The following is a 22,222-nucleotide window of genomic DNA, read 5'->3' as shown; positions in this document are numbered from 1 at the left end:
ATCGTACGACGAGATAGCTGTATGTACGCCGAGAGAATCGTGAAAGCGGTGTCCCTGTTTGCTGAGCTGTGAGGCAACTAGGCTGGTGCGATGACCAGCACCCGCCAGCGCAGAATCCACCCTGCCTGGATAGTGGCCGGTGTGGGCTTCCTTGCTCTGCTGGGTGCAGCCGGTTTCCGTGCGGCGCCCACCGTCATGATGGTTCCACTCGAGGAAGAGTTTGGCTGGAGCCGAACCACCATCTCCCTCGCCATCGGCATCAATATCCTGCTGTACGGGCTCACGGCACCGTTTGCCGCGGCACTGATGAGCCGTTTTGGCCTGCGAAAGGTCACCACCTTTGCCCTCCTGATGATTGCCGCGGGCAGTGCCCTCAGCATCTTTGTCACGGACCCCTTCATGCTGATCATGACGTGGGGTCTGTTGATTGGCCTCGGCACGGGGTCCATGGCCCTAGTCTTCGCGGCCACCATTACGAACACCTGGTTCTTTGCCCGTCGTGGCCTGGTCTCTGGAATCCTCTCCGCGGCATCTGCGACCGGACAATTGATCTTTCTCCCCGTCCTTGCCACCCTGGTCGGCACCTCTGGCTGGCGCACGGCCTCTCTCGTCGTTGCGGCCTGCTCTCTCGCCGTTGTGCCCTTGATTCTGCTGTTCATGCGAAACAAGCCCTCTGATTTGGGCGTGCGCAGGTTCGGCGAGAGTGAAGCAGTCGCGCAACAAATAGCGGAAGAAGATGCCCAGCAACCTGCACCAGGCAACCCCGCAAAATATGCAATCACGGTCCTTGTCGAGGCGGCCAAGACTAAAACTTTCTGGGCACTGGCTGCTGGCTTTGCTATTTGCGGGGCAACGACCAACGGTTTGATTGGGGTGCACTTTGTCCCGTCAGCTCACGACCATGGCATGCCAACGGCGACCGCAGCCAGCCTGTTGGCTGTGGTCGGTATCTTTGACGTCTTTGGAACGATTGCCTCGGGTTGGCTCACCGACCGCGTGAATCCCCGCATCTTGTTGGGTATCTACTACTTCGGACGCGGTGTGTCCCTCATGCTGTTGCCCATCCTGCTCTCTGACGCCATCCACCCGAGCCTCATTGTGTTCGTCGTGATTTATGGCCTCGATTGGGTGGCGACCGTTCCCCCGACGATCGCGATCTCGAATCAGGTGTTTGGGCGCAAAGGTCCCATCGTCTTTGGGTGGGTCTTTGCAGCCCACCAAGTGGGGGCTTCTATTGCCTCAGTGGTGGCCGGTGCTATCCGCGATCAGACGGGCGAATACACCTACGCCTGGATCGGAGCAGCCGCGTTGTGTGCAGTGGCAGCCTGGGTGAGCTTCCGTATTAAGAAACCAGAAACGGCACTAGCTGAAAAGGGTTAACCCTCGTACTTACTTTTTCGAACACACAGGGAGCGTTCTCCACAGCCCTCCAGGCACACATACTCTCGACGCTATAATTCTGTACATGACGACACTTTCCCTCGCTGAAGCCAGAGCAAACCTCTCCAAGCTGGTGGAGGCGGCTGTCACCACCCAGGAAATCTTTGAGATCACGCGAAATGGTCATCGTGACGCTGTACTCCTGAGTGCCGATGAATATGACTCTCTCGTTGAGACCATAGATATCTTGGGTGACGAGGAAACGATGACTAAACTCCGGGAAGCATTGGCTCAACAACAAGCTGGGCTGAGTGTGGCTGTGGACAAAGAAACACTTCTCGCCGGCATTGCTGCCAGAGTGCCCGAATGAAACAGTCCTACACCGTCAATATTCTTCCCGCTGCTCGTGTTGCCATCGAGGTTCAACTCCCCCTCAAAGTTGCAGCAGCCGTCATTGAGTTCATCTATGGACCACTCGCGGAGAACCCTCACCGTCTAGGAAAGAGCTTGCGCGGAGACCTCGCAGGAATGATGGTCGCCAGACGTGGTGAATATCGAGTGATCTATGAAATCTATGAAATCTATGACAACGAAATCATGATCGAAATAGTCCTCGTCTCGCATCGCAAAAATGCCTACCGACGCAAGAACTGATATCTAGTGGTACCCCCAGTGGGACTCGAACCCACACTGGATCGATTTTAAGTCGATTGCCTCTGCCGATTGGGCTATGGGGGCGTACCTACTCAGGCTAGCAAAGCAGAAGGGGAGGCCGTGACGGCCTCCCCTTCTGCGATGAGAAGATTTACTTCTTAGCCGCAGGCTTCTTCGCTGGAGCCTTGGCTGCTGCGGGCTTCTTTGCAGGGGCTTTAGCTGCAGGCTTGGCTGCTGCCTTGGCAGGCGCTGCAGGTGCCGGACGCGAAGCAAACTCTTCGAATGCGGCGCGAGGAGTCTCACGAGCTTCGAGCGAGACGATGTCGCGGCCGAGCCAGAAGTTGTTCCACCAGCCACCCACGACGCGGAACTTACGCTCGAAGGAAGGCATAGCCAGACCGTGGTAACCGCGGTGAGCCAACCATGCGATGTAGCCCTTGAGAGCTAACTTGCCGGACTGGAACACACCGATGTTGAGGCCGAGACCAGCAACAGCACCGAGGTTCTTGTGGAAGTAGTCAGTGGGGCCTTCGCCGCGGAGAACGGCAACAACGTTGCGTGCCATGAGCTTGCCTTGGCGAACAGCGTGCTGAGCGTTAGGAACGCAGTAACCGCCGACGCCACCGCCAGAGAGGTCAGGACATGCGGTTGCGTCACCGGCGCCCCAGGCGCCTTCGATCACACCGTTTTCGCCCTCAACGCGGAGGTCAGCGCGCACGCGCAGACGACCACGCTCGTCGAGGGGGAAGTCTGTAGCACGCAGCATGGGGTTCGCCATCACACCGGCAGTCCAGATGATGAGGTCCGAGGCGAAGCTCTCACCGGTGGAGAGCTGGATGACACCGTTCTCTGCCGACTGGAGCTGAGTGTCGAGGTGAACCTGTGCGCCACGCTCGGCGAGGTTGTTGAGAACCCACTTGCTGGTCTCCAGGGAAACCTCAGGCATGATGCGGCCCATGGCTTCGATGAGGTGGAAGTGGGTGTCCTCGAAGGTGAGTTCGGGGTAGTCCTTGATGAGAGAGGACGCCAGTGAACGAAGTTCAGCAAAGACTTCAATACCGGCAAAGCCACCACCGACGACGGTGACGGTCAACAGACGGTCGCGTTCAGGACCTGCAGGCAACTGTGCTGCCTTGTCGAAGTTGGAGAGGAGGCGGTCACGAATGGCCACAGCTTCTTCAATGGTCTTGAGGCCAATAGCGTTGTCCGCAATACCGGGGATGGGGAAGGTGCGAGAGACCGCGCCTGCGGTGAAAATGACCTGGTCGTAGGACTCGGTGAAGTTCTCGCCTGCGTTGGGAACGATCGCAGCGGTCTTCTTGGTGTGGTCGATACCGGTGACCTTGCCCGAGATGATGCGGGTGCGCTTGAGGTGTGAGCGGTGTCCAACCACAGCGTGACGAGGCTCAATCGAACCTGCAGCAATTTCTGGCAGGAAGGGCTGGTAGGTCATATAGGGAAGTGGGTCAACAATGGTGACGTCCGCTTCTCCGTTACGAAGGAGCTTTTCGAGCTTCCACGCGGTATAGAAACCAGCGTAACCAGCACCGACAATCAGAATCTTGGGCACAGTAATACGTCTCCTGCTAAGCATTCGGGGGTGGGGTTGTGTCGTCTGTTTCGAGGGAGGTACTGGGTGGAACAGAGACAGAACGAATTCTCCGGGTCACTGCGATGTACCCGATAACTACAATCGTACCGAATCCGGCGAAAAACAATAATGGAACACCCACGCTGGTTACCTGATACCAGGTGGGAAGCCCTGCAATGTTGCCGCTATCGAAGGGCAAGGGAGCGGGGGTAGCAGTAGAAATATCAAAAGGCTCCGGTGTTCCGGTGGAGCTGCCGCGGCGATAAAGACGAATCCATTCGGCTAAATCGCCTAGCGGATTGGCTTTCACGCTCGGAACATCAGCCGTCACCGCGGCATACGCATCGATCTTGCCGTAGCCATAAATAGGGCTGGGAACGGCGTCCACGGGGGTGGCTGTCGTGATGATTCGGTTGATGACATTGTTGGCATCGAGCTCGGGGTGCGAGGCCCGGACGAGTGCCACGAGTCCCGAAACGATGGGTGCTGCACCGCTGGAACCAGACCACTTCATATAGGAACCACCCGGCGCCACACCAACCAAGTCTTCACCCGGCGCCGAGACACCGATGGTAATACCCTGACTGGAAGCGTCATAGCTGGCTTCACCATTGGCATCAAGACCAGCCACGGTCAGCACACCTGGAATAGTTGCCGGCGCCCCCACCTCGGTCGTTCCTGTGCCGCGGTTTCCGGCAGCGGCCACGATGACCACGTCATGTTCGAAGGCATACATAAACGCCTCGTCCCAGCCCCGCGGCCATTCCAAGCTGTTGCGGGTGAGGGACATGTTGATAACTTTTGCGCCCTGGTCGACGGACCAGCGGATAGCGTTCGCAATCTGTTCGTCGGAGGAAATCTCTGTCTCGACCCCGAGGGCGACAGAAGCAGAAAGTAGCAATGCTGCGGGAGCGGTTCCGAGTACCCCGGCTCCCCCGCCGGTTCCCCGGCCGGCAAGCACGGAGGCTACGAGAGTGCCATGTTCCGGGGAAGCACCCACAGGCGTGCGCCCATCGGGTGAGCCAATCCCGGAAAAGTCTGCCCCACCCACAACGGCTGCGTTGATGTCCGGTGCATAGCCAATGCCGGAGTCTATGACGGAGACGAGGACACCATCACCTTGGGTCACATCCCAGGCGGGGTAGAAGTTGTAATCGGAGAGCCAGTACTCCATATCGCGGATGTAATCCGCGTGCGCTGGGGTGGCCTGCAGGACTGCCAGCAAGCTGGCAGCTATGACCGCGAGGGCAGTTAGGCCGCGTCGTAGTCGATGCATTGACACACCTCGGGCGACCAGCTGGAGCGCTCCAACGCTAAGTCGCCGATGGGGTTCACGCCGGGACCTGCCGCTAAGGCATGTCCTGCCAGCGCGTGCAGGCACTTCACGCGCACAGGCATGCCACCGGCGGAGATACCTTCGATCTCGGGAACGACCGCGATGCTTTCTCGGTCGGAAATGAACTGTTCGTGGGCTACGAGGTACTGCGCCTGCATGGCTTCGTCAGCTCCCAAGATCTCGGTGAATTCAGCCATGACCTGGGTGGCTTCCATGTCACTCATGGCGATCGTGGCAGCCGGGTGGGTGAGGTAGTAGAAAGTGGGGAACGGAGTGCCGTCTGACAATCGGGGCGAGGTCGCCACGACGGTGGGTGCACCGCAGACACAGCGAGCAGGGATGCCAATCACATCGCGCGCGGGACGCCCCAATTGCGCCGACACAATCCGAATGTCGTCGTCGCTGGCTGGTTCAAAGGGGGGACGCATATTTAGCCTTCGGGTGCAGGGGTAGGTTGAACTTGCTCGGGGGTGGGTGTTCCCAAGCCCGCAACGAGGAATGATTTGAGCAGACCGGCAACCCAGTCCGTGTTGGTGTTTTGCACAGACGCCGTGGCTTTTTCCCGCTTGAGCCCGTCAATCGTGGCGTCGTTGATGACCAAGTAACTGATCTCGCCCGGCATGACGTAATACAGGCGGTCGCGTGCCTGTGCACGCACATACGCGGGGTCATCCCAGCGAGCACGTTGCTTTTCCAGATCGGTCAGTTGTGACGTCTTGAGATCCGCCTCGGCTTGTAAATCTGCAATCACCTGGCGCTGTTCCACCACAATCTTCAGCTGGGGCGCCAGCACCAAAACCCCCAGAAGAACGAGCCCCATGATGAGGAAAGAGAATCCGGAAAGGCGAATACTGCCTAACCAGACGCCCGCTTTCGTGGTTCCGGTGACCAAAGACACCGGAACCTTCCGAACGCGAACGTTTTTCTGAGCCATACAGGGCCGTTGGGGTCCTAGGCGCTAAAACGGGGGAATGCGCTGCTGCCTGCGTAGACAGCTGCATCTCCCAGTTCTTCTTCGATGCGTAGCAACTGGTTGTACTTCGCAACACGGTCACTTCGTGCAGGTGCGCCGGTCTTGATCTGACCACAGTCGGTGGCCACAGCAAGGTCCGCAATAGTGGTGTCTTCGGTCTCACCCGAGCGGTGAGAAAGAATCGCCTTCATACCGTGACGCTGAGCCAAGGAAACGGCGTCGAGGGTCTCGGTGAGGGTACCAATCTGGTTGACCTTGACCAAAATGGAATTACCAGCCTTGAGGTCAATACCCTTCTGCAAACGAACAGGGTTGGTCACGTAGAGGTCGTCTCCAACGAGCTGCAGCTTATTGCCCAGCTCTGCCGTGATGTGAGTCCAGCCGGACCAGTCGTCTTCGTCCAGGGGGTCCTCGATAGACACGAGGGGGAAGTCACGCACGAGCTCTGCGTAGTAGGCCGTCATCTCTTCGGAGGTGCGCTTCTGGCCTTCGAAGTGGTACGAACCATCCGTGAAGAACTCCGACGACGCAACATCGAGGGCAAGTGCGATGTCTTTTCCGGGGGTGAAACCTGCCTGCTCGATGGCGCCCATGATGAATTCGAGTGCACCGCGGTTGTTGGGGAGGTCAGGAGCAAAGCCGCCTTCGTCACCCAGACCAGTTGCCATACCGTTCTTCTTGAGCAGCGACTTGAGCGAGTGGTAAATTTCCACACCCCAACGCAGTGCTTCCGAGAAGCTTTCTGCGCCGTGAGGTACAGCCATGAACTCCTGGATGTCGACACCGGTGTCTGCGTGGGCACCACCGTTGATGATGTTCATCAGGGGAACAGGAAGAGTGTGCGCGTTGGGGCCGCCAACGTAACGGAACAGAGGCAGATCAGCCGAGTCTGCAGCTGCTTTTGCTACAGCAAGGGACACACCGAGGATGGCGTTAGCGCCCAGGCGCTTCTTGTTCTCAGTGCCATCGAGTTCGATCATGGCGCCGTCAATGAGGCGCTGGTCAGCAGCATCGAAACCTTCGAGTGCGGGCCCGATTTCGTCGAGAACGGCGTCGACGGCCTTCTGAACTCCCTTACCGAGGTAACGACTGGAGTCTTCATCGCGAAGCTCGTAGGCCTCAAAAGCTCCGGTGGACGCACCGGAAGGTACTGCAGCGCGTGCGAGCACGCCGTCTTCGAGCAGAACCTCTACCTCGACGGTGGGGTTACCGCGAGAATCGAGAATTTCGCGTGCGCCAATGGCGTCAATCAGGGCCACAGTATCTCCTTGTGTGTATGTGTGGTGAAAGAAAAAGGGGAGGGAATACTGCTAATTCTAGGCGAGGTCCTTGAATACCAGGTCGGTGGCACTCGTAGTCTCCGCAGAAACAAAGGCAAATGTTCCAAAGCCGGCGTCGCGGGCACGATCGAGCACGGGGGTGAGGTTCTTGACCTTCTTTTCCAGTCGAACACGCTTCCCGGCAGCAATGAGCTCCGCCTTGATCCCGATTAAGGTACTCAGAGACAAGTCCGCACTGTCTAGTACAGCATCGTGAACGAGCACGACACTGTCGGAGGCAGCAGCGTCGTCGACATCAATGAGATCCACGATGCGCTCAAAACCAATAGAGAATCCAGCAGCGGGAACATCTTGGCCGAGGAATCGACCAATCATGCCGTCATAGCGACCACCCCCGCCGACAGAGGAGCCAGATTCAGGGTGTGCAATCTCGAAGATGGTGCCGGTGTAATACCCCATGCCACGAACCAGGGTGGGATCGAAGCGAACTTCAACACCGTCGGGGAGCTGGGTCAATGCCGCAGCCAGTGATTCCAGATCCGCCACAGCATCGGGATCAATACCGTCAGGGAGCACCGAGAGAATATCGGCGGTAGTCATCGGCACTCCCCCGGAGGCAAGGTGCGGTTCAATGCGCTCCAGCAGTCCGCCCAGAACTGCAGCTGCATCAGGGCCGGTCTCGGAAAGTTCTGCCACGACGCCGGCAGCACCGATCTTGTCGAGCTTGTCAATGGAGATCAGGGCAGAACCAAATCGTTCTTCGGCAAAACCGCAGTAGTGCAAGATGCCTGCCAGAATACGGCGGTCGTTGATCCGAATGGTGCAGCCCTGCAGCCCCAGCGTCGAGAGCACCGCGGAAGTGGCCGTGATGAGTTCGACCTCGGCAAGCTGGCTCCCTTCCCCAATGATGTCGATGTCACACTGCACAAACTGGCGGTAGCGCCCCTTCTGGGGGCGCTCTGCCCGCCACACGGGGGCTATCTGAATCGCACGAAACACAGTAGGCAACTCAGCACGATGGCTGGCATAAAAGCGCGCCAGGGGAACGGTCAAGTCAAAGCGCAGCCCCAGATCTGCGAGATCGTGCGCATCACCGGAGTTCGCTGCTGCTTCGAGAGCGTCCTTATCCAGTCCGCGCTTAAGCACGCTGAAGGCAAGCTTTTCGTTATCCCCACCGAGGCCAGAGTGCAGACGGTCAAAGTCTTCGACGACTGGCGTCTCGATTTCCTCAAACCCATGGCTGGCATAGACCCCCCGTATGGTCCGCAAAGCGCGTTCGCGCTTGGCCTTATCAGCGGGCAGAAAATCCCGCATGCCACGGGGAGGGGAGACGTCACGAGCCATGTATCTATTCTGCCTCTCGAATGTCTTCCTGCAGTTCACGCAACCGCACGCGCAGTGCTTTCTCTGCGTCAATTCCCTGCTCGCGGGCAGAGGACACGATGCTCAGCAGAATGCTGCCGACTTCATCCTCGTCTGCCCAGATGGGTGGATCGGGCAGGTGCTGCTTGTCTAAGCCGACCTTTTCAGCTTTGCCGAGAAGTTTCTCGGCGAGCGCGAGCGCGGGCATGGACTGTGGGATGCCGTCGAGTGTGGAGGTACGACCTGGCTTCTCTACCTTTTTGAGTTCGTCCCACACTTGCATGACATCCTCGGCGGTTTCGAGTTTGTTCTCGCCAAACACGTGAGGGTGACGACCCACCATCTTGGCGGTCATGTGGGCGGCGACATCTTGGATGTCGAATTCTTCACCCGGGGTGTTCGACGCAAGGTCTGCATGGAATATGACTTGATAGAGCACGTCACCGAGCTCTTCGATCATTTCCTCACGGTTGCCTGACTCGATGGCATCGATGAGCTCGTAGGTCTCTTCGACCAAGTACTTGATCAAAGATTCGTGGGTTTGCTCGGCATCCCAGGGGCAGCCACCGGGTGCACGTAGTACCGCCATGACCTCGATAAGTTCATCGAGCTTGCTCGGGGTGGTTTCGTCGTGCGTGCTCACGCTGTTCTCCCTCGGAGTTGGTCAATCATTCCCCAGCGGTAAGACGTGACGAACGCAATGGCCACGATCAACCCTGGTGCGGCGACGATGGGGATGTACATCCACTCGGAGCCGACACTAAACATTTGCAGGAAAGCGAAGAGCGCAAAGCCGACACTTCCTATTCCTGGACGGTTCCACCCCACGATGGTGAAAACAAGAAGGGCAATGGCCGGGAGTAAGTGGGTCCAGATGGCCCAGGCGTAGAACACATCGGTGGTGACCGCACCCCCCAACAGGGGATCCTGCCGTGCGGAAGATTCTTCCCACCAGGCGAAGGAATACAACGCCGTCACGGCGAGAGCCAGAACACGGGCGATCCAGATGGCGACCCGATAACGGCGGCTAGCCGCTCCTCGAAGTGAGGAGAGGATGGGGCTGGTCATCAGTTTCCCTCCAGATGTTCAGCCCCATCCTCTCACCGAGTCTGAGAGACAACAGGCTCGGTTCACTCGTCCGACAAAAAAATGTCGGTTTTGGCCCAGATATCTACGTGGTGAGACGTCCTCGTAGCTGAGCCAGCTCTGCGATGAGCGCGTCAGGAACGCGATCACCAAACTGTTCGAAGTATTCCTCGGTCAGATCGCACTCGGCGGTCCACATATTGCGGTCCACGTGGAAGAGCTTCTCCATGGATTCGTCTGAGACGTCGAGACCCTCGAGGTTGAAAGTGCCGGCAGCGGGGACGCGGCCCATAGGAGCATCCTCGGTTGCCACATCACCGTCAACGCGGCGAGCAATCCACTCGAGAACACGAGAGTTCTCACCGAATCCAGGCCAGAGGAAGGAACCATCGGCATCTTTACGGAACCAATTGACCTGGAAGATACGGGGAGCCTTGTCGCCGAGCTGCGCGCCAATCTCGAGCCAGTGACCCCAGTAGTCAGCCATGTTGTAGCCGCAGAAAGGAAGCATGGCGAAGGGGTCGCGGCGCAGATCGCCCACGGTTCCTTCTGCTGCTGCCGTCTGCTCGCTCGACATGGTGGCACCGATGAAAACACCGTGCTGCCAGCCGAAGGCTTCGGCAACGAGTGGAATGTTGGTCGCACGGCGGCCGCCGAAGATAATGGCATCCAGAGGAACGCCGGCGTTCTCGTACCATTCATCCGACAGCGTGGGGCACTGCTGGATGGGCACCGTGAAACGTGAGTTGGGGTGTGCGGCGGGACGACCTGCGTCAGGAGTCCAGTCCTGTCCTCGCCAGTCGATGAGGTGATCAGGAGTTGCCTCGGTCATGCCTTCCCACCAGACGTCGCCGTCATCGGTGAGGGCCACGTTAGTGAAGATGGTGTTGGAGCTCACGGTTTCCATGGCGACGGGGTTGGTCTTTTCACCGGTACCAGGAGCAACACCAAAGAAACCAGCTTCGGGGTTGATGGCGAACAGACGACCGTCGGTTCCGGGGCGCAGCCACGCAATGTCATCACCGATGGTCTCGGCCTTCCAGCCGGGGACGGTGGGGCTGAGCATGGCGAGGTTAGTCTTGCCACAGGCCGAAGGGAATGCGGCAGCCATGTGGTACGCCTTGCCCTGGGGCGAGGTGAGCTTCAGGATGAGCATGTGCTCTGCGAGCCAGCCTTCCTGCAGACCCATAAAGGATCCGATGCGCAGAGCGAAGCACTTCTTGGACAGCAGTGCGTTTCCGCCGTATCCAGAACCGTAGGACCAGATTTCACGAGATTCAGGGAAGTGGCAAATGTACTTGGTCGAGTTGGATGGCCACGCCACGTCCTCGATACGGCTGCCTGTTGCATCCACCAGGGGTGCACCGACCGAGTGAACGGCAGGAACCCAGGGGGTGGTGTCATCGATCTGCGCCAGTGCATCAAAGCCCATGCGGGTCATGATGCGCATGTTGAGCACAGCGTAGGGCGAGTCCGTCAGCTGGATTCCTACCTGAGAGATAGGTCCGCCGTAGGGGCCCATGGAGAAAGGAACGACATACATGGTGCGTCCACGCATGGAACCATCGAAGAGACCTTTGAGCTCTGCGCTCATCTCATCGGGATTACGCCAGTTGTTGGTGGGGCCTGCATCGGCTTCGTTGACGGAGCAAATGAATGTGCGGTCCTCGACACGTGCGACATCGTCGGGGTCGGAGCGAACCAGGTAGCTATTGGGGCGCTTGGCGGGGTTTAGTGGAAGCATCGAGCCAGCGTCAACCATGAGCTGAGTGAGGCGGGTCCACTCGGCGTCTGAGCCGTCGCACCATTCGATGCGCTCGGGCTTGGTCAGCTTGGCAATGTCAGCAACCCAGTGCAACAGCGCACGCTGTGTCACGAAGGGAGGTGCATTGAGTTCAGTTGCGATGGGCACCTCAGACTGAGCTACGGGCTCGGTGTGAGTGAGGTCTGCGATCGACATCTGAGTCTCCTTTGTCTCGATCAGCGAGTTTCCGAGGGCGAAAACTTGGTGATAATTCAATTCTGACCCAGCCGAATAGGACAAATACACCTTTTTGCCTAGAAAAAATCGCTGTTTTTCTCATATAGTTAATAAATGGCAAACGACATGATGATTCTCGGCAAACGAATCAAACATTTTCGTACACAGACGGGCATGACCCTCGAACAGCTGGGCGACGCCGTCGGCGTTGTGCCCAGCCAGCTCTCCCTGATCGAGAACGGCAAACGCGAACCCAAGCTCTCCGTTCTCAACGCTATTGCCGCCACGGTGAATGTCAGCGTGCCGGAACTGCTGAGCACCGAGGCGCCTGACCGCCGATCGGAACTCGAGATTGAACTCGAGCGTCTGCAGCGCAGCGAGCTCTACACTTCCCTCAATCTGCCGATCGTGCGCAGCACGAAAGGCCTGAGTGATGACGCTCTGGAAGCCATCGTGGGGATGCACAAAGAAATGGAACGGAAGAACCGCCAATCCATCGCCACCCCCGAAGAAGCACGCCGCGCCAACACCGAACTGCAAGCCATCATGCGGGAAAAAAACAACTACCTGCCCGAACTCGATGTACTGGCTGAAGACCTGGTCAAGAAGTCCGGACACGAATCGGGTGCCCTCATGCACCGCACCGTGGCAGAGATGGCAAACAATGTCGGCTTCGAACTCATCTTCGTGGATGACCTACCGAACTCCGCCAGGTCCATCACAGACTTGGCTAACGGGCGCATCTATCTCCCTCCTGCCTCGATTCCGGGCGGTCACGGACTGCGGGCGATGGCACTCCAGGCCATTGCACACCGACTGCTCGATCACACAAAACCCAACAACTACGCCGAGTTCCTGCTCCAGCGCCTTGAAATCAACTACTTCGCCGCCGCCTGCCTGATGCCCATTACGGCCTCGGTGGCATTCCTGCAGAACGCCAAAAAAGAACGCAACATCGCCATCGAAGACTTCCGCGATGCGTTCGGGGTGACGCACGAAGCAGCAGCGCTGCGATTTACGAACCTCGCCACCGAGCACCTCGGCCTGCGCACCCACTTCCTGCGCGTGAATCAGGGTGAAGGTATTTTCCGTGGCTACGAAAACGATGGCCTCAAGATTCCCGCGGACCCCAGCGGTTCGATCGAAGGACAGGTTGTGTGTCGCAAGTGGCCTTCACGTGTGGCATTTGATCGGACCAATCGCACCAACGAGTTCTACCAATACACCGATACCCCCAGTGGCACGTTCTGGGATTCCACCCAGACCGGTACGGGCGAGAAGGAAGAATTCTCGATCAGTGTGGGAGTTCCCTTCGACGATGCCAAGTGGTTCCGTGGACGCGACACGGACAAGCGTCAGGTGTCGACCTGTCCTAACGAGAACTGCTGCAAGGTACCGGAAGAAAACCTCAGCGCACGGTGGGAAGGCAAAGCGTGGCCGAGCGCCCGCATGCACGCCCACGTGCTCTCTCCCCTGCCGTCCGGAACATTCCCCGGCGTGGAGGAGACCGAGCTGTATAGCTTCCTCGAGCGTCACGCGAACGCCGGCGGATAGTCCCCCAGCCCGGCACACGACCTAGGCTAGAGTCATGGCCCGAGTGAGCATGCGCACGATCTTTCGTTCGGAGCGTTATGCCGCCCTCTCCCTGGCGGGCGCCGCCATCATGGGTTTACTGCTGGCAAACTCTGTCGCAGGTCCGGGTCTGATGGAGCTACTCCACACCCAGCTGGGTTTTCCAGCCCTCAGCCTCGAGATGAGCATCAGCCACTGGATTACGGACGGTCTGCTCGTCGTCTTCTTCTTCATCATCGCGGTGGAACTGCGCCATGAGCTGACCTCTGGTGAACTCAACTCGGTCAAACATGCGTTGGCGCCGGGGATTGCTGCCGTCGGCGGCGTGGTTATTCCTGCGCTGCTCTACCTCGTCATTGCTGGTCCAGATTTCAGCCAGGGCTGGCCCATCCCGACCGCCACAGACATAGCCTTCGCGCTGGGTCTCATTGCCCTCATTGGTCGAGGACTCCCCTCGCGCCTGCGCGTCTTTCTCCTGGCGCTGGCTGTGTTGGACGACCTCATCGCCATCGTAATCATCGCGGTGTTTTTCACTGCCACCATCAACCTGCTGGCCCTCGGCATGGCGGCAACCGCAGTGTATTTGTTCAGGTTCCTAGGCTGCCAAGGCCGGATCAGAAACCCTGCCGCGCGAACAGCTCTGCTCGTGATCGTTGCGCTCTTTGCGTGGTATTTCACGGTGCTCTCTGGCGTTCATGCCACCATCGCCGGTGTTGCACTGGGGCTGGTCTTGAACCCCCGCTTGGCCCAGAAGGCTGCTCATAACCTGCAGCCCGTGACTAACGCCGTGATCCTCCCCCTCTTTGCGTTTGCTTCTGCGCTGGTACTCATTCCTGACGTCCCCCTCTCGGAACTGAGCCCTGCGTTCTGGGGCATCTCCCTAGGACTTCCTGTGGGAAAGATCATCGGCATCATGCTGGCAGGAACCGTGGTGGCACTCGTAGCCAGACGAGGCGAAGCAACCGAGACCCTCATTCGAGGGTGGGATCTCCTCACCGTGGCTGCCGTGGCCGGTATTGGTTTCACGGTGTCACTGCTCATGAATGAGCTGGCGTTTGCGCAGGATGCCGCTATTCGCGATGAAGGTGTGCTGGGTGTGCTGACGGGGTCAGCGATAGCCATCGTGATCGGTGGCGTGCTCGTGATTATTCGCGCTCGGCACTATCGGAAGAAGCACTAGCTTCCTCCACCTTCGCAGGCAGCGGGAAGATGGCGTCCAGAAGGGTCGCCGTCCACGTAATGAGATCCGCATTCTCCGGCAGGGGCACAGAGATGACGCGTGCTGCCGGAACATACTTGGCGCCCGGATACATTCTCGCCAGTCTGACCTGAATGGAGTCGGGTAGATCGGCAGGAGTGATGCGCAGGTTGGAGCCCATGACGACAACTTCACTCAAGCTGGACTGGTGTGCTCGGCGCCGCAGACGTGAGACAGCGATGAGGTTGTGCACCTCGGCTGGTGGCTCGCCATATCGGTCGGTAAGTTCTTCCAGAACAAGACCAATCTGTTCGTCGCGAGAAATCGGACCACTCGCCACGGACAGCTTTTGATAGGCCTCCAGGCGCAGACGCTCGCTGTCGACGTAGTCGTCAGGAATACGTGCATCGACAGGAAGTTCGAGGCGAAGCTCAGTTTGGCCTTCTGCGACATCGCCGCGGAAGGCAGAAACGGCTTCGCCGATCATGCGTAAGTAGAGATCGAATCCGACCCCTGCGATGTGGCCGGACTGTTCCCCGCCGAGGAGGTTTCCGGCACCACGAATCTCGAGGTCCTTGAGGGCTATCTGAATACCCGAGCCCAGTTCGTTGTTGGCCGCGAGCGCGCCCAAACGATCATGGGCCGTTTCACTCAAGGGAGTGGTTTCGTCATAGAAGAGGTAGGCATAGGCGCGTTCGCGGCCACGTCCCACTCGACCACGCAGCTGGTGGAGTTGGCTCAGGCCATACTTGTCCGCGCGATCCACGATGAGGGTGTTGGCATTGGCAATATCGAGACCGGTTTCGATAATGGTGGTGGAGACCAACACATCAAACTTGCGCTCCCAGAAGTCGATAATCACCTGTTCGAGTTGGTGCTCGGTGAGCTGACCGTGGGCCACGCCCACGCGCGCTTCGGGAACGAGTTCCGCGATCTGTGCTGCAACACGATTAATGCTGGAGACGCGGTTGTGCACGAAGAAGACCTGACCTTCGCGCAAGATTTCTCGGCGGATGGCTGCCGCCGCCTGCTTCTCGGAGAAGGGACCCACGAACGTGAGAATGGGGTGGCGATCTTCCGGAGGTGTGGCCAGGGTCGACATTTCTCGAATGCCGGTGACCGCCATTTCGAGCGTGCGCGGAATCGGAGTCGCGCTCATCGCGAGAATATCCACGTTGGTCTTCAACTTCTTGAGTGCATCTTTGTGCTCCACACCAAAGCGCTGTTCCTCATCGATGATGACCAGACCCAGATCTTTGAAGGTGACACCTTGTGCCAGAAGGCGGTGGGTGCCGATCACCACGTCCACCGTGCCATCAGTCATGCCGGCAAGGGTTTCTTTCGCTTCTTTATCGGTTTGGAAACGACTCAATGCACGCAGGTGAACCGGGAAGCCGGCGAACCGTTCTTGGAACGTCTCGAAGTGCTGCTTCACCAGGAGTGTGGTGGGAACCAGAATGGCCACTTGCTTGCCGTCTTGGACCGCTTTGAAGGCAGCACGAACAGCAATCTCTGTCTTACCAAAGCCCACGTCACCGGAGATGAGGCGATCCATCGGGATGGGTCGCTCCATGTCAGCTTTAACTTCATCGATGGTGGTGAGCTGATCGGTGGTCTCCACATAGGGAAACGCTTCTTCGAGCTCGCGCTGCCAGGGAGTATCGGGGCTGAACGAGAAACCCTTGCTGGCCATCCGGGCGCTGTAGAGCTTGACCAGCTCCACCGCGATGTCACGGACAGCCTTCCGAGCCTTACTCTTGGCTTGGCCCCAGTCACTGCCACCCATCTTCGACAACGCGGGTGCTTCTCCGCCGACATAGCGCGTGAGTTGGTCCAGCTGATCGGTGGGGACATACAACTTGTCACCGGGATACCCGCGCTTGCTGGGTGCATATTCAATGACGAGGTATTCGCGCATCGTCTTCACGGCATTGCGGCCACCCGAGGACACTTCACGCTGCACGAGCTCTAAGAACTTGCCAATACCGTGGGTTTCGTGAACCACGATGTCGCCAGCTTCGAGCTTGAGTGGGTCCACCACATTCTTTCGGCGGCTGGCCAGCTTGCGTGGAGCGCGGGCGTCATATCCAGCTGCGCGGCCATAGAACTCCGCTTCGGAAATGACGGCAAGCTTGGCGTCCTCGAGTTCAAAACCTGCTTCCACCGAGGCTTGAACTAAGTAAGCAACACCGGGTTCCAGCTCGAGGGGCAGCTCGGCCACCATGCGGCCGGCGAGGGAACGCTCTGCCAATACCTGGGCAGCACGTTCGACCAAACCATGACCCTCTGCCGCAATGACCACAGTCCAGTCCTGCATGAGCAGAGCCTGCACGTGATCGACTGCGCCATCGACATTGCCCGCGAAGGTGGGCACCGCCTTCGCCGCGATGCGAATGGCGAGGATTTCGTCGAGATCGAGTTCTTCCGGCAAAGGCTCCGAGGCATCTGGACCATGCTGGAATGCACTGAAGGTCCACCACGGACCGCCGGAATACTGTGAGCGAAGTTCGGAGACTGTGAGGAAGTCGCCGGCGGAAAGATCAATCGGTGACTGCGCTCCGGCACTTGCGGCGTTCCAGGCTGCATCTAAGAACTCACGATTCGTTTCGGTGAGGTTGATGGCACGAGTCGCAATGCGCTCTGGCGACAACAGGGCAATTGCTGCCCCGGCGGGCAGATAGGTCGTGATCGGCACGAGACGATTAACGAGTGCAGGAGTCAACGACTCCATACCTTCCACTGCGATGCCTTCAGCGATTTTGGCCAACATCTGGTTGATGCCGGGGAACTCGTGTTCCATCTCCCGTGCTCGCTGGCGCACGGCGGCGGTCAGTAGGAGCTCCCGGCTGGGTGGCAGCTGTATCGAGGGGATATCGCCGTCTAGTGAGCGCTGGTCGGCAACCGAGAATGCACGAATACTGTCTACCTCGTCGCCGAAGAAATCAAGACGGACCGGGTGATCAGCCACAGGCGGGAACACATCCAAGATGCCGCCGCGCACGGCAAATTCACCACGGCGGGTGACCATGTCCACCCGGACATATGCCAGATCAACCAGCTGCGCTGAAATAGCGGCGAGGTCATTGCCGCGGGACCCAATGTTCAGTGAGATTGGTTCCACGTCACCGAGGTTGTCGGCAATGGGTTGCAGCACACCGCGAACCGAGGTGATCATGACCAGGGGGGTGTTTCCATCCCAGTCACGAACCCGGCGCAATGCGTCGAAGCGGCGCCCGACGATTTCGGGGCTGGGACTCAAGCGTTCGTGGGGCAGGGTTTCCCACGCAGGGAAGTCACAGAGCTCGGCATGGGGCATCAAGCTCGACAGTGCTGCGGCAAGGCGTTCTGCTTCGCGGTTCGTTGCGGTCACAGCGAGGACGACAGGTGGCTCACCCCGGGAAATGCGCTCTTCCAGCAGGGCGCTCAACAGAGGAGCGTTAAGACCTTCGACGACGGAAAAGTCGGCATCGCGGGTGGCATAGCTGAGAGCATCCGAGACATTCGGGGTGCGCGAAAGGGCGCGCGAAAGCCCCTGAAATACCATGAAAGCTAGTCTATGCCGGTCACCAGAGAGTGGCGGCCTCTGCGAGTTGTTCTGCCGTGCAGCTGCGAGTGTAGGAACCCGTGCTGTAGCCCAGCTTCACAATCGTGGCGCAATCCGCCATCCATTCCACGGGCATGGATCCCGTTTGTCCAGGAACTAAAGCGTTGTAGGCGGTCATGATGGAGGGGCCATACTTCCACCACTGACGAGCATGTGCCGCTTCGTGTACGAGGACGGACACTCCCACACTGTTGGAATAGCGATCGCGGAGCGAGCTATCCAGAGTGATGGGCACCCGATCAGTACTCGAGCCGTTCAGGTTCACCGTGGCAAAGCCACAAAGATACACATTCGCACCGAACTGACGGGTGCACATTCCCTCATCCCAGACAATGTAGGAATTGGGGGCAAGGGCGGTGACATACGCTTCCACGTTAAAACCCTCGGTCACAGGTGCTGCCGCAGCCGCCGATACTGGCGGTGCGGGAGCAGTGGGAGTTGTGGAGCCGCCTTTTTGTTCCAGTGTCTGTGTCTGCGCAGCGCGGCGGGCTGCAGCCGCGGCCTGAGCAGCAGCGGCAGCCTCAGCTGCTGCCTGCTCCGCCGCGATGCGATCCTGTTCTGCCTGCCACGCAGATTGAGCGGCTTGGACGCCCTGAATTCCTTCCCCCAGGGCGATCACAGAACGGGCAATAGAGGGAATATCTGTCTGATCATCAGCGATGACCTGATCAGCCTGCAGCGATAAACCATAGGGCCAGAGCAGATCTTGAGCATCAATGGAAGCAAGTTGTTTGGCGGCTGTCTGAAGGGAACGAAGAGCGCTCTGCTGTTTCACAAGGGTCTTCTGAGCACTCGCGAGTGCCTTCTCCAGCGCAATCCGGGAGGTGTCGTCGAGGACTTTGCCAGAGGAATCCGCCAACACTGCTTCGGTGTTCGAGATGGCGAGCTCCAGATCAGCAATCCGTGAAGACGTGAGACGAATCTGTTCCTGAGTAGAGGCGAGCGTGGCTGCCAGTTGCCCTTGCGCTGAGGCTTGGGTGCTCATGTAATTGTTCGCAACCACAGCAGCGGATGAGGTCACCAACACGGCACTGACTGCCAAGGAGGCAATCATGAGCGCGCGCGGGGTGAACTTCATGGCACCAGCGTAACGGTGACGGCTTTGAGCTAGCTGAAAAGCTTAGGCAGGGGAATTAAAGCGCTGCTGAGCAGCCAGAATGCCGTCTGTGGCAATGGTCTCCACCGCATCACAGACGTGCGCCAACACATGTGGCAAGATCTCACGCTGTGTGGAATTAAAGTTCGAAAGAACGAAGTCAGCCGCGTCCTGGCGTCCAGGCGGGCGGCCAATACCAATGCGCACACGATTGAATTCGTTGGTGCCAATGGCAGCAATAATGTCGCGCAGACCGTTGTGACCACCATGGCCACCATGACTCTTCAATCGCACCACATCGAAGTCAATGTCGAGTTCGTCATGCAGAACGATGAGATGCGCTGCCTCAACACCGTAGAACTTCATCAAGTTGGCAACAGGACCACCCGAGAGGTTCATGAACGTTGTGGGCTTAGCCAGAATCAGTTTGGGGCCTCCGGGGCTCACCCAACCTTCTGCAACTAAGGCGTGTGCTTTGTGGGACTTGAACGTTGCCCCGATGTCGTTGGCTAACTGCGACAGTGCCATCTGGCCCACATTGTGGCGATGGCTGGCGTAGTCGGGCCCGGGATTACCGAGCCCGACTACAAGCCAGGTGTTACTCACGTGAGTGATTACTCAGCAGCCTCAGCTGCTGCAGCTGCACCAGAGAGTTCGGCGTCAGCGAGTGCTGCTGCCTTCTCTGCATCGTGCTGCTCAGCGTGGATTTCTGCCTTGTGCTCAGCGTGAGCTGCATCATCTGCCAGCTCAGCTGCGAGCTCGTCGCCCGACTCAGCCAGGTCCTTAGCGGAAGGCGAGTGAACGTGAACAACGAGGCGAGTTCCGTCACCGTCGATGACAGCGTCAGAAGGAAGTGCGAGGTCTGCGAAAGTGACGCGGAAACCGGGAGCCTTGCCCTCAATGCTGATCTCGATGTACTCAGGAATGTGAGTTGCGTTCGCGAGAAGAGGAACAGTCTTGGCGTCGAGTTCGAGAACTGCACCGGACTGCTGGGTTCCGACGATGTGGAGAGGAACGTTCACGAGAACCTTCTCACCCTGGTTCACAACAACGAGGTCGATGTGCTCGATGATCTGAAGTACGGGGTCCTTCTGGACATCCTTCACCAGTGCGAGCTGGCTCGTGCCATCGATCTGCAGGTCGAGGATTGCGTTCTTCTTACGAAGAAGCAGGCGAACCTGGTGTGCGGGAACTGCAATGTGCTGAACTTCAGCACCGTGACCGTAGACAACAGCAGGAATCTGACCTGCTGCACGCAAACGGCGAGCAAAACCCTTACCGAACTGGGTACGTACCTCTGCGGGTACCTTGTTATCAACTTCAGCCATGATGGCCTCCTTACTTATGAGGCCGTGGCCCCGTCTCGTGTTTTCAACTCGAACGCATGTCAGCGTGAGGAAACGGCAAGAGCCACATTCCACCGCGTCGATAACGGATATCCCAGAGATATCCCTCGCCGAAGTACGTTCTTACTGTAGCGGGTGAGGCTTATCCCCGCGAAATCGGGAAAGAGCCCATTCTGCGGTCGGCTACGATTGAAACAGAGACCTTTTCAGGTAAGAGACGACCTCAATATCTCTACTTTTCCCACTTTTCTTTATTTCTGTGTAGCTAGGAGATGCATTCGTGAGTGCGAAGGCAAACATCGGAGTCGTTGGACTCGCCGTTATGGGTTCGAACTTGGCACGTAACCTTGCCAGCCGCGAGGGAAACACGGTCGCCGTGTACAACCGCTCCTCCGCTCGCACCGAGCAGCTCATCACCGAACACCCTGAAGCTGGCTTCATTGCCTCCGAGACCATCGACGACTTTGTCGCGTCCTTGGCTAAGCCCCGCACCGCCATCATCATGGTTCAGGCCGGCGCCGGGACTGACGCCGTGATTAGCCAGCTGGCTGAGCGCTTCGAGCCCGGCGACATCATCGTCGACGGTGGTAACGCACTGTTCACAGACACCATTCGTCGCGAGAAGGATGTCTCGGCAACGGGAGTCCACTTCGTGGGTGCCGGTATTTCCGGTGGCGAAGAGGGCGCTCTCAAGGGCCCCAGCATCATGCCCGGTGGTTCCGTTGAGTCGTACAAGACTTTGGGACCCATTCTTTCTTCTATCGCCGCGATCGCGGAAGGCGAACCCTGCGTTACTCACGTCGGCACCGATGGTGCTGGCCACTTCGTCAAGATGATCCACAACGGTATTGAGTATGCAGATATGCAACTCATCGCTGAGGCCTATGACCTGCTGCGCAAGATCGGTGGATACACTCCTGCCGAGATCGCAGACATCTTCACCGAATGGAACACCGGCGAACTCGAGAGCTACCTCATCGAAATCACCGCTGAAGTACTCAAGCAGGTGGATGCCAAGACCGGTCAGCCCCTCGTGGACGTCATCCTCGACGAGGCTGGCTCGAAGGGCACCGGCGTCTGGACGGTTCAGACAGCGCTGAACCTGGGTGTTCCCGTCTCGGGTATTGCCGAAGCCGTATTTGCCCGCTCTCTGTCATCACAGCGTGCACAGCGCGATGCAGCGAACAGCCTCCCTGCACGGAACTTCGCATTCGAAGTTCCTGACAAGGCTGCTTTCGTCGAAGACGTGCGCCGTGCACTTTACGCATCGAAGATCATTGCCTACGCGCAGGGCTTCGACGCAATTCGCGCCGGTGCAGCCGAATACAACTGGAACATCAACTTGGGTGCGGTGTCCAAGATCTGGCGTGGTGGTTGCATCATCCGCGCCCAGTTCTTGAACCGCATCGCTGAAGCCTATGACAAGGATGCCGAACTGCTGTCCTTGCTGCTGGACCCTTACTTCACCAACGCCGTTTCTGAATCTCTCGGTTCGTGGCGTCGCATTGTGGCGGGATCTTCCCTCGGCGGAATTCCTATCCCTGCCTTCGCGTCCTCCCTCTCCTACTACGACGGACTACGTGCGGAGCGCCTGCCCGCCGCTGTCGTGCAGGGTCAGCGTGACTTCTTCGGCGCCCACACCTATAAGCGCGTAGACCTGCCCGGCACCTTCCACACGCTGTGGTCAGGCGACCGCTCCGAAGTAGAAGCTGAACCCAGCACCCACTAATCCATACCCGGGAGTTCCCTCTCCCCCTTCGACA

19 protein-coding genes and 1 tRNA gene are annotated in these 22,222 nt (G+C 58.5%); 6 read left to right on the top strand and 14 right to left on the bottom strand.

Annotated features, from left to right (window positions below; translation table 11 throughout):
• Positions 1 to 90 precede the first annotated feature (90 nt).
• The 3 genes from M2119_RS03860 to M2119_RS03850 all read left to right on the top strand — a co-directional run bounded on the left by M2119_RS03860 (position 91) and on the right by M2119_RS03850 (position 2,034).
• Entirely contained in the window at positions 91 to 1,380 is a 1,290-nt protein-coding gene (locus tag M2119_RS03860; RefSeq protein WP_280803638.1) for an MFS transporter, read from the top strand.
• Between the two features lie 85 nt (positions 1,381 to 1,465).
• A complete protein-coding gene (locus M2119_RS03855; RefSeq protein WP_280803637.1) occupies positions 1,466 to 1,750 on the top strand; it encodes a type II toxin-antitoxin system Phd/YefM family antitoxin in 285 nt (94 codons plus the stop codon).
• Positions 1,747 to 2,034 carry a type II toxin-antitoxin system RelE family toxin gene (locus tag M2119_RS03850; protein WP_280803636.1) on the top strand — a complete coding sequence of 96 codons (288 nt, stop codon included), beginning with the start codon at positions 1,747 to 1,749 and terminating at the stop codon, positions 2,032 to 2,034. Before M2119_RS03855 ends, M2119_RS03850 begins: the two co-directional genes overlap by 4 nt.
• Positions 2,035 to 2,041: 7 nt before the next feature.
• Here M2119_RS03850 and M2119_RS03845 read toward each other — a convergent pair.
• The 10 genes from M2119_RS03845 to M2119_RS03800 form a co-directional block, all read right to left on the bottom strand.
• Positions 2,042 to 2,118: transfer RNA gene (locus tag M2119_RS03845), tRNA-Leu, on the bottom strand.
• Between the two features lie 67 nt (positions 2,119 to 2,185).
• Positions 2,186 to 3,604, bottom strand: a complete 1,419-nt coding sequence (locus tag M2119_RS03840; RefSeq protein WP_280803635.1) for an NAD(P)/FAD-dependent oxidoreductase — start codon at positions 3,602 to 3,604, stop codon at positions 2,186 to 2,188.
• A 16-nt stretch (positions 3,605 to 3,620) separates the two neighbouring features.
• Entirely contained in the window at positions 3,621 to 4,901 is a 1,281-nt protein-coding gene (locus tag M2119_RS03835; protein ID WP_280803634.1) for a S8 family serine peptidase, read from the bottom strand.
• A complete protein-coding gene (locus M2119_RS03830) occupies positions 4,877 to 5,389 on the bottom strand; it encodes a DUF501 domain-containing protein (protein ID WP_280803633.1) in 513 nt (170 codons plus the stop codon). Before M2119_RS03830 ends, M2119_RS03835 begins: the two co-directional genes overlap by 25 nt.
• Before the next feature lie 2 nt (positions 5,390 to 5,391).
• Positions 5,392 to 5,895 (bottom strand): FtsB family cell division protein, encoded by a 504-nt coding sequence (locus M2119_RS03825; RefSeq protein WP_280803632.1) that lies wholly within the window; start codon positions 5,893 to 5,895, stop codon positions 5,392 to 5,394.
• A gap of 17 nt (positions 5,896 to 5,912) precedes the next feature.
• The gene (gene eno, locus M2119_RS03820) at positions 5,913 to 7,193 is read right to left on the bottom strand and encodes a phosphopyruvate hydratase (RefSeq protein WP_280803631.1); all 1,281 of its coding nucleotides are present in this window, start codon (positions 7,191 to 7,193) and stop codon (positions 5,913 to 5,915) included.
• 57 nt (positions 7,194 to 7,250) lie between these two features.
• Positions 7,251 to 8,558, bottom strand: a complete 1,308-nt coding sequence (gene hisS / locus M2119_RS03815; protein WP_280803630.1) for a histidine--tRNA ligase — start codon at positions 8,556 to 8,558, stop codon at positions 7,251 to 7,253.
• Positions 8,559 to 8,562: 4 nt separating this feature from the next.
• Positions 8,563 to 9,219 carry a MazG family protein gene (locus tag M2119_RS03810; RefSeq protein ID WP_280803629.1) on the bottom strand — a complete coding sequence of 219 codons (657 nt, stop codon included), beginning with the start codon at positions 9,217 to 9,219 and terminating at the stop codon, positions 8,563 to 8,565.
• Positions 9,216 to 9,644, bottom strand: coding sequence for a DUF7670 domain-containing protein (locus M2119_RS03805; RefSeq protein WP_280803628.1), 429 nt, complete (start codon positions 9,642 to 9,644; stop codon positions 9,216 to 9,218). Before M2119_RS03805 ends, M2119_RS03810 begins: the two co-directional genes overlap by 4 nt.
• A 103-nt stretch (positions 9,645 to 9,747) precedes the next feature.
• A complete protein-coding gene (locus M2119_RS03800; protein WP_280803627.1) occupies positions 9,748 to 11,622 on the bottom strand; it encodes a phosphoenolpyruvate carboxykinase (GTP) in 1,875 nt (624 codons plus the stop codon).
• Between the two features lie 135 nt (positions 11,623 to 11,757).
• Between M2119_RS03800 and M2119_RS03795 the strand changes: the two genes are divergently transcribed.
• Together M2119_RS03795 and M2119_RS03790 are read left to right on the top strand one after the other, a co-directional pair.
• Positions 11,758 to 13,197 carry a helix-turn-helix domain-containing protein gene (locus tag M2119_RS03795; protein ID WP_280803626.1) on the top strand — a complete coding sequence of 480 codons (1,440 nt, stop codon included), beginning with the start codon at positions 11,758 to 11,760 and terminating at the stop codon, positions 13,195 to 13,197.
• A gap of 34 nt (positions 13,198 to 13,231) precedes the next feature.
• Positions 13,232 to 14,395 carry a Na+/H+ antiporter NhaA gene (locus M2119_RS03790; RefSeq protein ID WP_280803625.1) on the top strand — a complete coding sequence of 388 codons (1,164 nt, stop codon included), beginning with the start codon at positions 13,232 to 13,234 and terminating at the stop codon, positions 14,393 to 14,395.
• On the opposite strand, the gene mfd is transcribed toward M2119_RS03790, so the two are convergent.
• The 4 genes from mfd to M2119_RS03770 are packed head-to-tail and all read right to left on the bottom strand — an operon-like array spanning position 14,361 to position 20,441.
• A complete protein-coding gene (gene mfd / locus M2119_RS03785; protein WP_280803624.1) occupies positions 14,361 to 17,957 on the bottom strand; it encodes a transcription-repair coupling factor in 3,597 nt (1,198 codons plus the stop codon). The two genes, M2119_RS03790 and mfd, sit on opposite strands and share 35 nt — an antisense overlap.
• A 19-nt stretch (positions 17,958 to 17,976) precedes the next feature.
• Positions 17,977 to 19,095, bottom strand: a complete 1,119-nt coding sequence (locus tag M2119_RS03780) for a hypothetical protein (protein ID WP_280803623.1) — start codon at positions 19,093 to 19,095, stop codon at positions 17,977 to 17,979.
• Positions 19,096 to 19,137: 42 nt separating this feature from the next.
• Positions 19,138 to 19,719: an aminoacyl-tRNA hydrolase gene (gene pth, locus M2119_RS03775; protein ID WP_280803622.1), complete on the bottom strand. Its 582-nt coding sequence runs from the start codon at positions 19,717 to 19,719 to the stop codon at positions 19,138 to 19,140.
• An 8-nt stretch (positions 19,720 to 19,727) separates the two neighbouring features.
• A complete protein-coding gene (locus M2119_RS03770) occupies positions 19,728 to 20,441 on the bottom strand; it encodes a 50S ribosomal protein L25/general stress protein Ctc (protein WP_280803621.1) in 714 nt (237 codons plus the stop codon).
• Between the two features lie 298 nt (positions 20,442 to 20,739).
• On the opposite strand from M2119_RS03770, the gene gndA reads away from it, so the two are divergent.
• On the top strand, positions 20,740 to 22,188 hold the full coding sequence (gene gndA / locus M2119_RS03765; protein ID WP_280803620.1) for an NADP-dependent phosphogluconate dehydrogenase: 1,449 nt from the start codon (positions 20,740 to 20,742) through the stop codon (positions 22,186 to 22,188).
• The last annotated feature ends 34 nt before the right edge of the window (positions 22,189 to 22,222 follow it).

The organism is Aurantimicrobium minutum, from assembly GCF_029894165.1.
Taxonomy (GTDB): Bacteria; Actinomycetota; Actinomycetes; order Actinomycetales; family Microbacteriaceae; genus Aurantimicrobium; species Aurantimicrobium minutum_A.
This window is presented reverse-complemented; position numbering and strand designations above follow the sequence as displayed.

Excerpts from the sequence above, each read along its gene's own strand:
- M2119_RS03860 (WP_280803638.1), top strand. The coding sequence starts at position 91 with ATGACCAGCACCCGCCAGCGCAGAATCCACCCTGCCTGGATAGTGGCC.
- M2119_RS03855 (WP_280803637.1), top strand. The coding sequence starts at position 1,466 with ATGACGACACTTTCCCTCGCTGAAGCCAGAGCAAACCTCTCCAAGCTG.
- M2119_RS03850 (WP_280803636.1), top strand. The coding sequence starts at position 1,747 with ATGAAACAGTCCTACACCGTCAATATTCTTCCCGCTGCTCGTGTTGCC.
- M2119_RS03835 (WP_280803634.1), bottom strand. The coding sequence starts at position 4,901 with ATGCATCGACTACGACGCGGCCTAACTGCCCTCGCGGTCATAGCTGCC.
- M2119_RS03830 (WP_280803633.1), bottom strand. The coding sequence starts at position 5,389 with ATGCGTCCCCCCTTTGAACCAGCCAGCGACGACGACATTCGGATTGTG.
- M2119_RS03825 (WP_280803632.1), bottom strand. The coding sequence starts at position 5,895 with ATGGCTCAGAAAAACGTTCGCGTTCGGAAGGTTCCGGTGTCTTTGGTC.
- hisS (WP_280803630.1), bottom strand. The coding sequence starts at position 8,558 with ATGGCTCGTGACGTCTCCCCTCCCCGTGGCATGCGGGATTTTCTGCCC.
- M2119_RS03805 (WP_280803628.1), bottom strand. The coding sequence starts at position 9,644 with ATGACCAGCCCCATCCTCTCCTCACTTCGAGGAGCGGCTAGCCGCCGT.
- M2119_RS03800 (WP_280803627.1), bottom strand. The coding sequence starts at position 11,622 with ATGTCGATCGCAGACCTCACTCACACCGAGCCCGTAGCTCAGTCTGAG.
- M2119_RS03795 (WP_280803626.1), top strand. The coding sequence starts at position 11,758 with ATGGCAAACGACATGATGATTCTCGGCAAACGAATCAAACATTTTCGT.
- M2119_RS03790 (WP_280803625.1), top strand. The coding sequence starts at position 13,232 with ATGGCCCGAGTGAGCATGCGCACGATCTTTCGTTCGGAGCGTTATGCC.
- mfd (WP_280803624.1), bottom strand. The coding sequence starts at position 17,957 with ATGGTATTTCAGGGGCTTTCGCGCGCCCTTTCGCGCACCCCGAATGTC.
- M2119_RS03780 (WP_280803623.1), bottom strand. The coding sequence starts at position 19,095 with ATGAAGTTCACCCCGCGCGCGCTCATGATTGCCTCCTTGGCAGTCAGT.
- M2119_RS03770 (WP_280803621.1), bottom strand. The coding sequence starts at position 20,441 with ATGGCTGAAGTTGATAACAAGGTACCCGCAGAGGTACGTACCCAGTTC.